Here is a 14,904-nt window from a genome sequence, read left to right on the forward strand (position 1 = left end):
AAAATCGACGGTACCGACGGTGTTTGCCGCAGCAATGCCTGCGGTCGGATCGCGAAATCCGATGAGAATAAAGTCGTCCCCGCCGCCGTCGCCGATGTTCACGGCCCCACCCAGAACTGTCAGGGTCGCGTTCACCGCCGGGGCGCTGCTGTACACTCCGCCAACCACGAGAGACTGGAGGTTCAGGCCGTTTTGGATCGTGGAGGAAAGGGTGCCGCTGGTCACGCTGGCAGTTTGAATGAGGTAAAGCGCCTCAGTGGTGTTGGCGGCGATGGTCTGGAAATTCATGGCACCCTGATTCACGACGGTGACGCCCGTGTAGGTCGGTGCCGCGCTGAGGGTGAGCGTGCCGGTGCCAGTCTTGGTCAGGCCTCCGTAGCCATTGCTGCCGATCGCGTTGGCAAGAGTGACGTTGTTGCTGCCCACATCGAAGACGCTGCCGACCTCAAGGATGTAACCACCAAAGTTGGGCGTGAGATAGTTGGAGGCTCCGAGCAGCTCCACTGCTCGCGAACCAGCGGTGATGTCGGTGGTGTTGCCCGCACCCCAGCGCAGGGTGCCACCGCTGAGGCGCACCATGCCGCTGCCGAGATTCCCTGCGGAGGCACCGAATTCGAGGATGCCCTGGTTGATCGTGGTCGCGCCGGAGTAGGTGTTGGCACCACCGAGGATGAGCGTGCCAGCACCGGTCTTCGTGAGGCCTGTTGCACCGCCATTGTCGATGATGGCGGACTGCAGGGTCAAGGTGGCACCGGAGGCCGCAGCGTTTGAGGAAGTGATGTGAACAACGAGTTCGTCATTACCAGCACCCGAAGTGCCAGCCTGAATGGAGTCATAGCCGCTTAGCACGACATCATTGTCCGTGGCCCCGGCGGTCATGAGAAGCCCGCCGCTGGTGAGCGTGAGAGTGCTGCCCGTACCGCCAGCCAGATTGATCGAGCCGCCGCTGCTGACGATCCGCAGGGAGTTCAGCGTTTTCGTGCCGAGGGCTGAGGCCGTGGCGCTGAGGCTGAGGTTGGCATCACTGGCGGCCGTGCCGTAGTTCGTGGCATATTCAGCGGTGGTCAGGGTGCGCAGGCTGTTGCCTGTCGCACTGTCCACCGTCAGAAAGGTGTCACCCACACCTGTGGGGCTGTTTTCACCGATGGCGAAGGCCAGAATCTTCAGATTCGTCGCCCCGGCGGTGGTGCTGGTGCCGACGAGGTAGCTGTTGATCGCGGTGGCGGTGGTGAACGTGACACGTGTGGCATCGCTGCCGGCGCTGGGAGATCCGCCAAGATTCGGGCCGCGCACCAATAGGGTGGCGTCGTTGGTGCGGCTGAAGGAGGTGGTGGCACCGAAAGACATCGTGGTCAGAGCAGTGGTCGTGGTCGCTGCCGTGTTGTCCAGGGTAAGGGTGTTCGCCCCACCGGCCAGACCGAGGCTGGCGACAGTCTCCGTGCGCGTGCCGTTTTGATTGCTGGTGACTCGGAAACCGTCTCCCGCAGTGCCTTCCAGGATGATGGCGGCGTTGTTGTTGATCTTGTTGATAGCGGCGGAAGTACTGTTCTGTTCGGAGCGCAACTGACCGCCGCGCAGGCGGATCGTGTTGATGGAGGTGAAGCCGACGTTTGCGCTGGTGAGATCGACCAGGCCGCCCAGCACGGCGAGTTCCCCGCTCATGGTGTGCTCGACATTGGTGCTGGTGGTCAGTGTGCCGCTGCCCAGTTTGATCACCTTGGCATTGGTGCCGGTGATGCGGGCTGAAAGGGTCGTGTTACCGGTCTGATTGACCGTCAGCACCCCGCCCGTGCCGAGGCGGATTTCTCCACGCCCCACCTCCGCGTACGTGTTGTCTCCGCCGGCACCACCGCTCAGGTTCCCGACGCCTTCATTGCCGCCGTTGAGGTCCAGCACCGCGCCGTCGGTCATGGCGGCACCGGCGGCGATCGCAAGCGTCCCATAGTCGGTGATGGCATTGCCGCCGCTGACGCGGACGAGGCCCTGAATGTTCACCTGGCTGGTCTGGCTGGCGCTGCCTGTGGCCAAGTGGCCGATGAGGTTGTTGCTGCCGGTGAGGAGAATCCAGCCAGGACCAGCGAGCGTGAGATGCTGCGCCTGCAGGGTCTGTGGGGTGTTGTTGGAGCCGATGTTGGCAGCGATGGTCAGGATGCCTGTGGAAAGATTCGTAATGATCAGCTCCGAAGACTGCCCGCCAATGGCCTGTTGCGTCATCAATTGACCGCCGCTGAGGGTGGTGTTCCCGGTCACGTTGCCGCTGACGAGAAGGGCGCTGGCACTGAGCGTGAGGGCACTGCCGGCGTTGTTTAAGGTTAACGTGCCGCCAGCCGGGGCGTCGAGAATAAGGCTGGCGATCGTGTTGGTGCCCAGCGTGCCAGAGGCGGTTCCATTCACGACTACATGATCTGCCGCTGTCCATTGTGAACGGTCGTTCTGGACACTGCCGACGGCCACAATCGCGTTGCTGCCATTCTTGGCCGCCCAGCGATCCCCATCCACCGTGGCCCAGCCGCCGAGGATGCCGGTGCTGCCATTGGCGGCTCCGCCGGTCGCAGTGATCACAGTTTTGGACCAGTCGTTGGAAGCAAAATCCACCACACCCGCTCCAACGCTGCGGGACAGGCCGCTCGCGAGGGTCACGGCAACCGTCTGACCGTTGCTGACCAGCGAAAAAGTGCTGTTGGCCCGCACGATCGCGAGAGAACCGAGGGTTTCAGCGCTGGCGGCGGACGCGTTCCCCCAAAATTCCAAAATTCCACCGCGCAGGTTGGTCGCCGCAGTGTCGCTGAGTCTGCTGTTGCTGTTGTTCATGCTGTAGTCCAGCACCAGACTGCCACGGTCCACGCTGGTGGTCCCGGTGTAGGTGTTCACCCCGCGCATCACCATGGTGCCGATGGACTGCTTGACGATGCCGCGATTGCTGGCGTCACCATTGGCGATCCCCACTTCCACCAGCAGGTCAAAAGCCGATTGGGTTTCATTGATGATGAAGGTGCGGTCTGCATACAGCGCGAGCGTGGGCGAGAAGCTGCCACCGCCGCCTGCGTTGATGATGGCCCCGTCGCTGGTGGGATGCACGTAGGTGAGGGAGTTCAGTCGGAAGGAGACGGCGGAAGTGTTGTCCAGCGTCAGGATGCCGACGCCATTGACCCCGGCTGAGCCAGCAGCCAGCCCGAAAATCACCTGCGCTGCGGCGGTGTTGGAAGTGTTCACCTTCAGGGTGCCATTCATGATTCGCAGGTTGCCGGAAAAGCTGTTGGCACCGTTAAAGGTCAGTGTTCCCGCGCCATCTTTTTGAATGGAAGAGCCGGAAATAATGCCGTTCACCGTCAGGTTGGTATTTGCGTCCGTGTCGAAGGTGAGCGTGGCCGAGTTGCTGACAGCGCCCAGTGAGACGCTGCCGGACGTGTTGGACAGCTTCAGCGTACGATTCGTCGTGGAGGTGATCCCCCCGGTGATGCTGATCCCGCCAGTGCCAGCCAGGGTGAGATTGGCGTTGAGCGCCGTGTCACCGGCCACCGTCAGAATACCAGCGCCCGTGTTGCTCCAGCTCTGCACACCGCTTACTGCCAGACTGGAGTTGATGAGCTGAGAACCGCTCTGCACGTCGATCCCTGACGCGCCCAAAGTGAGCAGGTAATCATTCAGCGTGCCCAGCGTCGTGCCCCCCGTAGCATTGCCATTGAAGACCAGTCCCAATGCGTTCTGGGCTGCTCCCAGTGTGGTGATGGCGTTGGTAAAAACGTCCGCGTTGAAAAAAGCACGATCCCCGCTGCCCGGCACCAGAGACGGCGTGCTGCCCCCGTTAATCGCGCTGGTCCAATTCTCGACATTCGCCCAATCCCCGTTGCTGGAACCATCCCAATAGATGTCTGCGGCAGAACAGGTGGAGGACAGCAGGAGGCAGGAAAGAAGAAATCGACACATTAGGGTAGGATTAAACGAGGTTGCCAGAGACAACACACGACCGATTTGGCTCAGTTTTTTTGGCGCAAAATGCTCGGGATTCCAATCCGGCTGTCAATGCACAGATTGACCACTAAAGACGCGCCCTATGAAAACGGTGATCGCTTACGCTCAATACTTATCATGCAAGATGGGCAGTCGAGAGCAGACGAATCTCGAAGGGTGGGCGCCCCGGCCGACGTTCTCCACGCATGCACTCCCGCCGCCGTTTTTTACAAGCCTGCAGCGCCGCCGCTCTCCCCGTCGTCTCCTCCGCTGCGGAGGCCGCAAAGCCCTTCTCATTCATCCTCCTGGGAGACCTGCACTACGACAGCCTCGCGCATCATGATTTGAAGTGGCTGGATAAACACCACGGCGGTGATCTGAGCCAGATCCAAAACTACTCGCGGCTCACCACGGAAGTGATGCCCAGCATGTTTGCCGCCGTGAAACAACAAATCATCGCCCTGCGTGAATCCGCCGCACCACCCGCCTTCGTGCTCCAGGTGGGAGATCTGGTACAGGGCCTGTGCGGGACAGCCGAACTGTCAGCACAGCAGAATCGCGAGGCCCTCGCCTTCGTGGCGCAGGCAGACCTCGGCCTCCCCCTCGTCTTCACCAAAGGCAATCACGATGTCACCGGCGACGGTGCCAAGGAAGCCTTCGACGAAGTGCTGCTCCCATTCATGGCCCAGCAAGCACGCAAGCTCGATGCCACCACCACCCACACCCAGGCAAATCACACCCTCACCTTCGGCGAGTCCCAGTTCGCCTTCTTTGATGCCTACGACAAATCGAGCCTCGAATGGCTGGAAGCCGTCACGTCCAAGCGCACGTCAAAACACCTCTTCGTCATCATTCATCCTCCCGCCGTCCCCTATGGCGCACGCGCCACCTGGCATCTTTACGCCAGCGAAAAGACGAAAGCACAGCGCACAAAACTCCTTGCAGTGCTCGGCCAGCAGGAAGCCATGGTGTTAGGCGGCCACCTGCACAAATTCAGCGCCCTCACACGTCTCGCAGGCGGGAAAGGTTTCTCCCAGCTCGCAGTCAGCAGTGTGGTCTCCGCATTGAATCAAAAGCCAAAGGCCGAACTGCACGGCCTCGCCGCTTACACGGGTGATCAGGTCAATCTGGAGCCCAAACATTCACCCGAGACCGCAGCGCAGCGCCGTGATATCTACGCCAGCGAGCGCAAGCAGGTGACGGCCTTCGAATATGCCGATACAGCGGGCTACGCCGTGATCACCGTGAACGGCGGGCAGGTGGAGGCGGCGGTTCATTCAGGAGCACAAATCGCCACCTTCCAATCCCTGAAGATTTCAGTGTGAACAAGAGTGTGCTTGATCACCTGCAGCATGTTTGCAAAATAGAACATCATGAAACAACCCCAGCGCGAAGCCCTGTTCGACCTTCTCAGTCTCTCCATCTATGCCGATGCACACATCTCACTGACCGAGGAGCGTCTCCTGGAGTCCGCTTTTGTCGCTGAAGGCTGGGATTCCGAATACCCGAAGAGCCTGTTCATCGAAGAGTCCCTCGCTCGTGCCCGTGAGGCCGCAGAGAGCGATGATGCCATGTTCGATTACATCAATGAAAAGGCGCAGGCCTTCACCACCAAGACCGGTCAAAAGGAAGTGCTCGGCGTGGTGAAAAACATCCTCAAGAGCGACGGCGAAACGCACGAAGAAAACGAGTTCTACAATCTCCTCGTGCAGGCCATGCCCAAAGTCGGCAAGTAAGCTCGGCTTGCACCAGCCCTGCTCCGCTCATTGGACGAGCAGGCCCGCCAGTAGGATGGGTGTGGCGACAGCCCGCCCGTCCTCAGCGTGTGGCAACGTCCACAACCCGCAGCCTCCAACCGCCGTTCGAACTCCCCCGCGCATCAGCGGATCGAAAGCCCGTAGGGCTGGCACAATCGTAGAGTTAGTTCTTCGATTTCGGCACGGACTCCATATCCTCCGGACGGTCGGAGGCTTTGCGCAGTTTTTTCCTTTTTGGTGGAGGCGCGCTGGGGTCAAAAGATTCACCGCCGACCACCTGCGCTCCGCCTTGCGTCATGATCAGGGAAGGGCGGTTGCCCTCCGGATCACGGTAGTAGGTGCGTTGGTGAATCTTGCCATCCGGGTTCACGATCACGTGGCAGAAAACATGCGGCATGGCCAGGAACAAGACATGCAGCTTGTTATGCACATCAATGCTGATCTGCGGCTGCACCGCCATCATGGCAGGCCCCAGCAGGAAGGTCGCGATGTAGGCATTGCTGCGATCATCGGTGATGCGGCAGTAAAGCTGCAGATCATTGAGCTCACGAAACAGGATCACCTGGTAGCGGCGCTGCCGCCCCGCGCCATCAAACCCCTGCGGCACACCAAACGGCTGGTCAAACATGTTCGGCTTCGAGTCCGTGATGGTCACCCGCACTTTATTGGACATGAAGTACTGGCCGGAAAGGGGATGCAGCACGTTTGCGATCATGGTGAAGGTGCCGAGATTGGCGGTGGAGTAGCCTCCGGAGATTTCGACCGTGTGCTTGGTCGTGCCGCCCGCCGGCAGGGTGATGGGTTCCTCTGAACCAATGCTCACAGGGGTGAGTCGCTGTCCGGTGGACTGCGTGATCTCAAACTGCAGCCAGTCCTTGGAGCCATGACCGCCCACGATCACATTGTCGCCGGAACGGTTCGTGATGCTCACCACCGCCACCACCGGCTCGCCCGTGAGGAATTGATTTTTCAGCAGAGTAAGATTGGTCACGTACTGGGCACGGGCCTGGCCGCAGCACAGGCAGAGGATTAAAAGTAGAAGAATCCGGTTCATAAGCTTCAAGGATTGGGTTTGGCTGGAGGAGCGGTGCTGGTGGCAGTGCGGAACCCGCGCGCGAGTGTAGCCTCGTTTGCAGATTCAGGAAAGCGTCTGTCAGTGAGCAACTGGTCGTTGCTCTTCAGGCCAAAGTGTCCGCCACGCACCACCGGCACCTTGATGTCAATGTAATCCGGGTGTGAGGGCCATTCGCCAGACAAGGTTTCGCCAGCAGTCCATTCGCTGACGTTCCCCGCCATGTCACACACACCATAGGGGCTGATGTCCTGCGTAATGCGTGTGATCGGAGCCCAAAGATTGTACGCGTCGATCTTGCCACCCTTGCCTTTCGGCGAGGCATCGTAGTCATCACCTAGATTGGCGGCCTTGCTGTTGGGTTGGTTGCCCCAGGGGTAGATCAGGCCATGCTCACCACGGGCGGCTTTCTCCCACTCCTGCTCGGTCGGCAGGCGCTGACCGTTCCATTTGGCAAAGGCATACGCATCCCACCAGTCCACCTGGGAGACCGGTGTGTTAAGTGTGATGCTTTCACCGTTGAACGTTGTGCCCGCTTTCGCAGCGGCATAATACTGGCCCCACTTCATCGGTTCGTGGCTGGTTTTCGTCTTGGGTTGCAAGGAATGATCGAAGGCTCCCGCCGCAGCCTTTTTCAATGCCATCAGAAAGTCCGCATATTGGCCGATGGTGACCTCATGCTTGCTCATCCAGAACTCCGGCAGCTTCACCTTCTCATTCTTTTGATACACGAAGCTGCCTTCGGGGATCCTCACCAGCTCAATAGGAAGCGTTGACGCATTGTCAGTTCGCGGAGCATGGTTGCCGTTCATCAAGGCCCCAAGGCCTGCCACCACGATGAGGACGAAAACGATCATCATCCAGACCCACCACGGTTTGTTCCCGTTGACGCTCACTGGCATGGTCTCCGCCTCGATCTTGCGCACGATGCTGCGCTCACGCATGTCGTCACGCACATCATCCAGCGCCGTCAGCAGCCCGTTCCAGTCGTGGTGCGCAGCTGACAGCGTCTGCAGCAGTCCTCGGGACTTGCCCTCGGCCGCGACAGGTCGCATCAGGTCTAGAAATGCCTTCACATCCGCCTGGGCATCGCGCTTTTTGGCCGCCGCAGGGCGGAAGAAATTCACGATGCTCGACTGGTGGTCTGCATCGATGTAAATGTCTCGGGGCGAAATACTGCGATGATGATAGCCACGCTCCGTCGCAAACTGCATCGCCTCCGCCACCCCGAACAAAACCTCCGCAAGCCGCCGCTCGCTGAGCATCTCATGCGTCAGTTCGATTTCCGACAAACTCCGCCCGCGTGGCAGCTCGCGCGTGTAAAACAGCCAGCCGTTCGTTTCACCCGCCTCATACAGCGGGGCAATGCGCGGGTGCATCAGAGATGCCTTCACCCGCTCACGTCCCTTAAACTTCGCCACCACGTCCTTCTGCTTCAGATACTCCGGTTTAAGCAATACCAGCGCCACCGGGCGTTGTACCGTGATCTGCAGCGCCCGGTAGGTTTCAGACTCACTTTCAATGTAGAGCCGTTCCAGCACCTGATAGTTCCCCAGCACCGTGCCTGGCACCATCACCGGCGGCGGCTCATTGGACTCCACCGGCAGCGTCAGCAGGGCACGCACACGCTCCAGCAGTTTCTCCGGTGTGTACGGGGCGTCTTTGATCACCAGGCCATCAGCGATTTGATCTTCAAATCCCGTCAGGTCATAGCGCGTGCTAAACAGCACCCGTGTTTGCGGAAAACGTGCACGCACCGTGTCGCGCAGCGCAAAGCCGGTTTCCTGCGTTTCAAAAATCGCCTCGGTCACCAGGATGTCCAGCGAGTCTGCCTTCGCCACCCATGCGGCCGCGAGTGACGAGCTGGGAAAATCCACCACCGTGTAGCCAGGGAGATTGTCCCTCAGCCAGATAGTTCGGGTGCCGCGCAGAGCGGCGTTGGAATCGACAAACAAAAGAGTCATGCGGGCATGTCAGTGGCGATCATCTGCTCATCGGCGGGAGCAGCGGATTCACACCCGCAGGAGCGGTGCCGGGTGTGGATCCGAACTCCAGGAGATCACGGGGCTCGGCAGCCACATCCTGGAGTTTGTTGTTGTAGTAGAGCCGGAGCATGTACCCGTAGTAAGAACGGCGTCCATGCTGTTGGATTTCGGCGGCGGAAAGTGCAGGCAGGTGATAAACGACATCCAGCAGCTCCTCACCGGTCCCGTTCCAGTCCACCGGAGCGGTCTGCCAGGATTCCACCGGTTCAGGCGCGATTGTCAGTGCCACTTTTTCGTTGTTCACTCGGTCAAAAAAGAACACCTCAAGATTCAGCTCCTGCGAGTTGATCGGACGGTTGCCCGCCCGGGAAATGGGAACATGCAGCACGTAGCGTTCGCCGGTGGGAACCAAGAAATCACGGGTAGCCTGACAGGCGCCGAGGCGCAGGAACTTTTCGCCGTCCGCACCAGAGGGAGCCGAAAGCGCGGGTGCTCCCACCGCCGCCGAACCCGCGCCCAAGCGTCGTGAGGCAAGTTCAAAATAAATGCCCGCCTTCGTTTCTCCGAGAAGCTGAATGCGCCGCCACGCGTCCGTTGCCTTGGCCGTGATCCCCATCTGTTCGTAAGTCTGCGCCATCTCGGCAATGATTGCCGGATGCGCAGGCGTCAGTTCATCCGCCTTCCGCAGCAGTTCCAAAGTTCCCTGCATGTCACTCAGGCCGCGGAGTTCCTGCGCCGCCGTGATGACGTAGTTCACATCCTTCAGCAGCGCCGTGGCGGCATCAGGTTTGGAGTTGGGCCCGGACGGTGCCGTCGTCGGGAACCCAGAAGCAGACATGCCAGGCTCTGCGGGAGGCGGCAAGGTCTGAGAAGTCCCAGGCATGGGTGGAGCTGGGGCCGCTGGAACAAACGGCGCTATCGCAGTGGGCGCAGTCGGAGGAATAAACGAAGGGGTCGGCCCCGGTGCCGCAGTTCCAGGCATGCTGAATGAGCCAATGGGTGGCGGAGCATTGGAAATCGGGGCTTGGATGAACGATCCCGGCAGCGGTGGAGCGCTGGCACTCGGTGGCATCGAAATCTGGCCGATCTCCGGCACCCCGCTCAGCGCAGGTGCGGTCATGGGTGCGGTTGGAGGCGGCACGACTACCATGGGCCCCTCAGCCTGAGGAGGGCCAGCCGTGAGCAGCTTCAGCGCCAGACTCATCTGCACCACCGCCAGCACACACAGCGTCCCCCAAGCGATCATTGAGGAGCGATCGCGTTCGGAGGTAAGAATGGTGGATGTAGGAGTCACAAGTTGCTGAAAAAGACACCCATGGTACGATTTAGGCCTCCTAGTGTCAATGTTTCAGGGTTCTTCGTTCAAAATGCCGGAAGGTCACACCCTGCCGTTGTTCTCTCATGCCATAGAAACGTCGCCGCACTATCATCCGTGCGATTTTTCCTTCACCCCGGCTGAAATAGCGGCACAACTGTGCCATCGCGAAGGCTTCGTTTGGATGGATTCCTCCCTCGAGACCCCCGGTGCCATCTCCATTCTCACCGCCGAACCCGTCGCCGTTCTCCAGGGCCACATCGACCACGACTGGGAAAAAGTGCGCACCGCCCTCCGCATTCCCCGCGCCTCCGCCGGCGGTTTGTACGGCTGGGTCGGCTACGACGGCCACTTCACCTTCGGCATCTACCCCCACGGCCTCGTTTATCATCATGACACCGCAAAATGGTTCGAATTCGGCGATTTCAAATGGCAACCCTCCGCCTGCCAGCCTGCTGCCGCCCCACGCCTTCATTTCACACCCGGCGTCAGCAGCGCAGACTTCATTCACAGTGTCGAGCGTGCCCAGTGCTACATCGCCGCCGGAGACATCTACCAGGTAAACCTCTCCTACCCTTGGCAGGCCGCATGGCCCCAGGACGCCGATGCCCTCGCCCTCTATTTAAAACTCCGAAAGGTGTCCCCCGCGCCGCATGCCGCCTTCATGCAGCTCGCCGGCACCACCGTCCTCTCCGCCTCACCCGAGCTCTTCCTCCGCATGCAGGGCTCCCGCATCGCCACCCGCCCAATTAAAGGCACCCGCCCCCGCTTCGCCAACGATCCCGCACGTGACGCCGCCGCCGTCCGCGAGCTCACCGCCTCGCCCAAAGAACGCGCCGAACTCCTCATGATCACCGACCTCGAGCGCAACGACCTCGGCCAGGTCTGCGAATTCGGCAGCGTCGCCGTCCCCGAGCTCTGGCGCGTCGAAAGCTTCGCCCAAGTCTTCCACCTCGTCTCCACCGTCACCGGCACCCTCCGTCCCCACATCGACCACGTCGATGCCTTCCGCGCCTGCTTCCCCGGCGGCAGCATTACTGGAGCCCCCAAAAAACGCGCCAGCGAAATCATCACCGAACTCGAACCCCACCCCCGCGGCCTCTACACCGGCGCCATCGGCTGGTTCGGCTTCGACGGCCGCAGCCAGTGGAACATCGCCATCCGCACCGCCGTCCAAAAAGACAACCAAATCACCTTCCACGTCGGCTCCGGAATCGTCGCCGACTCCATCCCCCAGCACGAATACGAAGAAACCCTCCACAAAGCCTCCGGCCTCCTCGCCGCAGCAGGCTGACACCACGCCACCCTTGCGGTCACAGCCATTGAATGGCAAAATCAACCCATGACCGCGGCGGTGGTTACTATCGATGAAGCAGGACGGGAGAACCGAATGGAGACAGTAGATGATGTTCCTGTTGTGACTGAAACCAAGCGATCACCCAGTGGTCGGCTTGTGCTTGCACCGCTGGTTGATCAGATTCCAGAGGTGACTTCAGGAGACTACGAGAATGGAGTTCTTGTGGTGCCCAAGCTCGGCATCAAAATGGATGTCGCCGCCGCTGTTCGAGCTGAGCGTGATGCACTGGCGGATCGCGCCGCACGACGGTAAGCGTAGCCATCAGGTGAAGACCACGCATTTGTCACTTTCGACGCCGTGATGCTAAAAAATCAGCCACATGGGCAGAGATGTCAGATGCGTGCTGGCAGATTGGCCATTCATACGAGGTACGAATAGCACCCGGTTAAGGGCAAGCATCTCGAGGTTTGAATCTTCCTTCGCGTCGCGTTATGAACCGCAGAGTCTTCTTTTACCGACATCGTTTTCGATCTTGTCTCAGCCCTGAAGGGGCTGCGGATTATAGCCCTGGGTCAGCCGAGCCTAAGCGAGGCGACCCTGGGTCTTTGCAGCCAGATCGGGAAGCAAACCCATCGCTTCGCTGGTGTCTACCGGGTGCCAGCAGCGTCTGCAAAACGCTCCGTTGCACGCCTCTGCGCAACAGCACTGCAAACCACGATAAACATCCTTAACCGAGTGCCATTCATGTCCGCATCTTTTCGCCACCACTCAATCACCGGCGTCAGCCTTAGTCCCCCATCAAGTCCATCAAGATGTTTGGAACATCCGCCGATTTATAAGCGGCAGCGTCTAGGAGGTCATTTAGATAAGCACTTGTGGGAAATTGCCAGAGCTTCTCACCTTTTGGCGAGACTACATCCATGCATCGTCTTGCAGTCCAATAGAAGGAGTCCTCATCTGTGTATGCCTTGTAACGCTCCTCATACAATGCCAAGTTTCGCCCATTAACCTCAGCCGTAAACACCACATCAACAACATCATTAGTTGCTTGGGTCAAATACGGAAAGCGGGATTCCGCTGAAACTCGCGTCCAGTTAATTTCGCCTTGCTGCGTTTGTTTAAGAAGTCGTTGAATTACTTTTTCTGGGTCCATATTTCATGCCTCCAAATCTTTGATTGAATGATCTAGCAGTTTCTCGATTGACCTCACTGAGCAGTAAACTTGAAAAGCGCTGTCGTGTGTCCACGACAAGAGCTTTGTTTTGCCGATCGTTTTGGCTAGGACTTTGATTTCCTTTTTGAGTTCCTTTGGAACAGACTTGCAGCTGATGCTTTGGAGAGTTGATCTTGTCGCCACTATACGCTCGTAAAACCTAGCAGTCTGCACATGAAACTGAGAAGCATCAATCAGGCAGTTGTTCAACTCCTTCGCTTCAGATCTAAGCTCTTTGAGGAGTATTGGTAGCCGTACCTTTGCAAGGTTTCTTGCCCTGAGAGACCAAACACCCAACATCGCAAGCAGGCTAAAAATTGTGCCCACCCAAGTGGCAAAAATAGCACCATCGTTTGCATTCAGGCTTTCAATCCATGTGAGGGTGGAACTAATCATCAGAGGGATCAGTGTAGCCAGGCCGAACGATTGTCACCTCAATATTTCAAGGGCTCCAGTGCGTCCGCAATGCTTACGTATCAAAATTTTACAATACTCTTCCCGGGGCGAGGAAATGGGGTGCAACTCTTGACAAAATTATCCCCCTTTCTGCTGCCTCCCTTCAGCCCATTCCCTTGGCCATTCTCAACGCACCCGCGACGCCAGCCCCGTCCTTCACCGCCACAGTCCCCTGCCACAGTGCATCGCCAGAATTCATCCTCTCTCCATTCTCCCCTTCAGGCCGTCAGATGAATCATTCTCCCTTCCTTGGCCCATCCGGTGCCATGTCATGCGTCACGCGTCGTTCGAATTGGATGCGGAGCCTGCGAACCATGCGCTGCCATCCGAGAAGCGAAATCACTGTCAATGGATGGCACCCTTTGATTCATCCTGTGTCACTCGCACCTATATCAGCGATGACGAGACATTACGGCTGAGGCGCCAGACATGAATGCCACTCGGTAGCGAGGCTCCCCGGGGTCTCGCAACACACGACCGGCAAGCAAACCCAGCACTCTCTCAACACGCCATGCTCACCAGCAGTGTCTGCAAATGAGCCCCGCAGCGATAGAAGCGCGCCGCCAGCTCCAGCGCCATTCATGCCGCGTTGAAACCCCCTGCAACATACCATGCGCCTGACCGTAGGTTCCTCCGCCACCGCATTTCTTTTCCGACCTCACCATGATGCAAGCCCCCATCATTCTACTCGCCGCTTACGTGCTGTCTCAGGCCCTTTCGCCATCCTCGGCAACAGCACAAGAGATCAACGTCATGCAGACGCCCCGGGGCACGCATTACGTCTTGGGCGGCACCGGAAAAGACGCCAAGCCAGCCCCCACCCTCTTCATCATCGGCAATCCCATGGCCATGCTGGAAAAGGAGAACATGCGTTATCTCCTCGAAACAGGAGAGGCCTTGGCAAAGCACGGCTGGGTTTATGTCGTGCTCGATCCGGCCTGCGAAGGGCATGATCTGAAGCCGGGACAACCTTCGTCACTTGGCGGTTGGGCGATCCACGCCAAGGCGAACGAAGACTTCCTCGGGCCCTACCTGCGCAACTGCATCGATGTGCTCGATCATCTCATCGCCGCAGGCATCACCGATGCGCAGCAGGTGGCGGTGCAGGGCGTCTCGCGCGGTGGCTTTTGCGCGCTGCACTTCGCCGCCCGCGAGCCGCGCATCAAGGCCGTCGTGGGCATTTCACCCGTCACCAATCCGCTGGCCTTAAAAGAGTTCGCCGGAGTCACAGCAGAGCAGGTCGCGGGCATCAGCCTGGACCAGACGCTGGAGCCGCTGGCGGGCCGCCCGGTATGGATCAGCATTGGCAATGCGGACGACCGAGTGAGCACGGATGACTGCATCGCCTTCAGCCGCCGTTTGGTGGCGACCACACGAAAGCTGCACCCGCAAATGAACCTCTTCCCCGTGCAACTGCATGTGGGCATGTCGGCCGGGCATCACTCGCTCGATGACGCCTATGCATCCGCCGCAGCTTTCCTGCTCAAGACCTTTCCTCCTCTCAGATCCCCAATCCTAAACAGTGATGAAACGTCGCAATCTCCTCGCGGGTGCCACAGCCATGCTCGCTTCACTCAAAGCTCAGACCGGCCTCACCCAAGAGCCCGCCGCGAATGCAGCGCTCACGCAGGATGTTTACACCGGCGACTTCCCACCCGCGAACTACGGTCAAACTCACGCAGCCATCGAGGCAACCATCCAGGAAGTCGTCGAGCGCGTGTTTCGCGATGAAGACGGCATCCTGCGCAGCGGCGTCAATGGCGCCACCATGCAACCCTTGACCAACGCGGAGGTCAAAGACCGGCCCAAAGGCAAAGGAGCCTACACCGAACACTCCGCCATGCCGGACGCCTTGAAA

At 59.3% G+C, this 14,904-nt stretch carries 12 protein-coding genes; 6 read left to right on the forward strand and 6 right to left on the reverse strand.

Features of this window, described 5'->3' with window-relative positions; translation table 11 throughout:
- A partial coding sequence (locus PSV43_RS13725; RefSeq protein ID WP_300198108.1) for an autotransporter-associated beta strand repeat-containing protein occupies nucleotides 1-3,927 on the reverse strand: 3,927 nt, incomplete at its 3' end.
- A 230-nt stretch (nucleotides 3,928-4,157) separates the two neighbouring features.
- On the opposite strand from PSV43_RS13725, the gene PSV43_RS13730 reads away from it, so the two are divergent.
- Complete coding sequence (locus PSV43_RS13730) at nucleotides 4,158-5,276, forward strand: metallophosphoesterase (RefSeq protein WP_300198111.1); 1,119 nt, start codon at nucleotides 4,158-4,160, stop codon at nucleotides 5,274-5,276.
- A 48-nt stretch (nucleotides 5,277-5,324) separates the two neighbouring features.
- Nucleotides 5,325-5,687, forward strand: a complete 363-nt coding sequence (locus PSV43_RS13735) for a hypothetical protein (RefSeq protein ID WP_300198114.1) — start codon at nucleotides 5,325-5,327, stop codon at nucleotides 5,685-5,687.
- 184 nt (nucleotides 5,688-5,871) lie between these two features.
- Here PSV43_RS13735 and PSV43_RS13740 read toward each other — a convergent pair whose 3' ends face one another.
- From PSV43_RS13740 to PSV43_RS13750, 3 genes are read right to left on the reverse strand one after another with little or no spacing between them, the layout of a single operon-like run.
- Nucleotides 5,872-6,762 (reverse strand): hypothetical protein, encoded by an 891-nt coding sequence (locus PSV43_RS13740; RefSeq protein ID WP_300198117.1) that lies wholly within the window; start codon nucleotides 6,760-6,762, stop codon nucleotides 5,872-5,874.
- Nucleotides 6,763-6,767: 5 nt separating this feature from the next.
- Nucleotides 6,768-8,744 carry an SUMF1/EgtB/PvdO family nonheme iron enzyme gene (locus tag PSV43_RS13745; protein ID WP_300198120.1) on the reverse strand — a complete coding sequence of 659 codons (1,977 nt, stop codon included), beginning with the start codon at nucleotides 8,742-8,744 and terminating at the stop codon, nucleotides 6,768-6,770.
- Nucleotides 8,745-8,763: 19 nt separating this feature from the next.
- Nucleotides 8,764-9,648, reverse strand: coding sequence for a hypothetical protein (locus tag PSV43_RS13750; protein WP_300198123.1), 885 nt, complete (start codon nucleotides 9,646-9,648; stop codon nucleotides 8,764-8,766).
- Between the two features lie 97 nt (nucleotides 9,649-9,745).
- On the opposite strand from PSV43_RS13750, the gene PSV43_RS13755 reads away from it, so the two are divergent.
- The 3 genes from PSV43_RS13755 to PSV43_RS13765 all read left to right on the forward strand — a co-directional run bounded on the left by PSV43_RS13755 (nucleotide 9,746) and on the right by PSV43_RS13765 (nucleotide 11,689).
- Entirely contained in the window at nucleotides 9,746-9,931 is a 186-nt protein-coding gene (locus PSV43_RS13755; RefSeq protein ID WP_300198125.1) for a hypothetical protein, read from the forward strand.
- 333 nt (nucleotides 9,932-10,264) lie between these two features.
- Nucleotides 10,265-11,374: an anthranilate synthase component I family protein gene (locus tag PSV43_RS13760; RefSeq protein ID WP_300198128.1), complete on the forward strand. Its 1,110-nt coding sequence runs from the start codon at nucleotides 10,265-10,267 to the stop codon at nucleotides 11,372-11,374.
- 48 nt (nucleotides 11,375-11,422) lie between these two features.
- Nucleotides 11,423-11,689 (forward strand): hypothetical protein, encoded by a 267-nt coding sequence (locus PSV43_RS13765; protein ID WP_300198131.1) that lies wholly within the window; start codon nucleotides 11,423-11,425, stop codon nucleotides 11,687-11,689.
- Between the two features lie 475 nt (nucleotides 11,690-12,164).
- Here the strand turns inward: PSV43_RS13765 and PSV43_RS13770 are convergent, their stop codons facing one another.
- On the reverse strand, nucleotides 12,165-12,530 hold the full coding sequence (locus tag PSV43_RS13770) for a hypothetical protein (RefSeq protein WP_300198133.1): 366 nt from the start codon (nucleotides 12,528-12,530) through the stop codon (nucleotides 12,165-12,167).
- Between the two features lie 3 nt (nucleotides 12,531-12,533).
- Nucleotides 12,534-12,986, reverse strand: a complete 453-nt coding sequence (locus tag PSV43_RS13775) for a hypothetical protein (protein ID WP_300198136.1) — start codon at nucleotides 12,984-12,986, stop codon at nucleotides 12,534-12,536.
- Nucleotides 12,987-13,709: 723 nt separating this feature from the next.
- On the opposite strand from PSV43_RS13775, the gene PSV43_RS13780 reads away from it, so the two are divergent.
- On the forward strand, nucleotides 13,710-14,777 hold the full coding sequence (locus PSV43_RS13780; RefSeq protein WP_300198139.1) for a prolyl oligopeptidase family serine peptidase: 1,068 nt from the start codon (nucleotides 13,710-13,712) through the stop codon (nucleotides 14,775-14,777).
- Nucleotides 14,778-14,904 lie beyond the last annotated feature (127 nt).

It is taken from the genome of Prosthecobacter sp. (genome assembly GCF_029946185.1).
GTDB lineage: Bacteria > Verrucomicrobiota > Verrucomicrobiia > Verrucomicrobiales > Verrucomicrobiaceae > Prosthecobacter.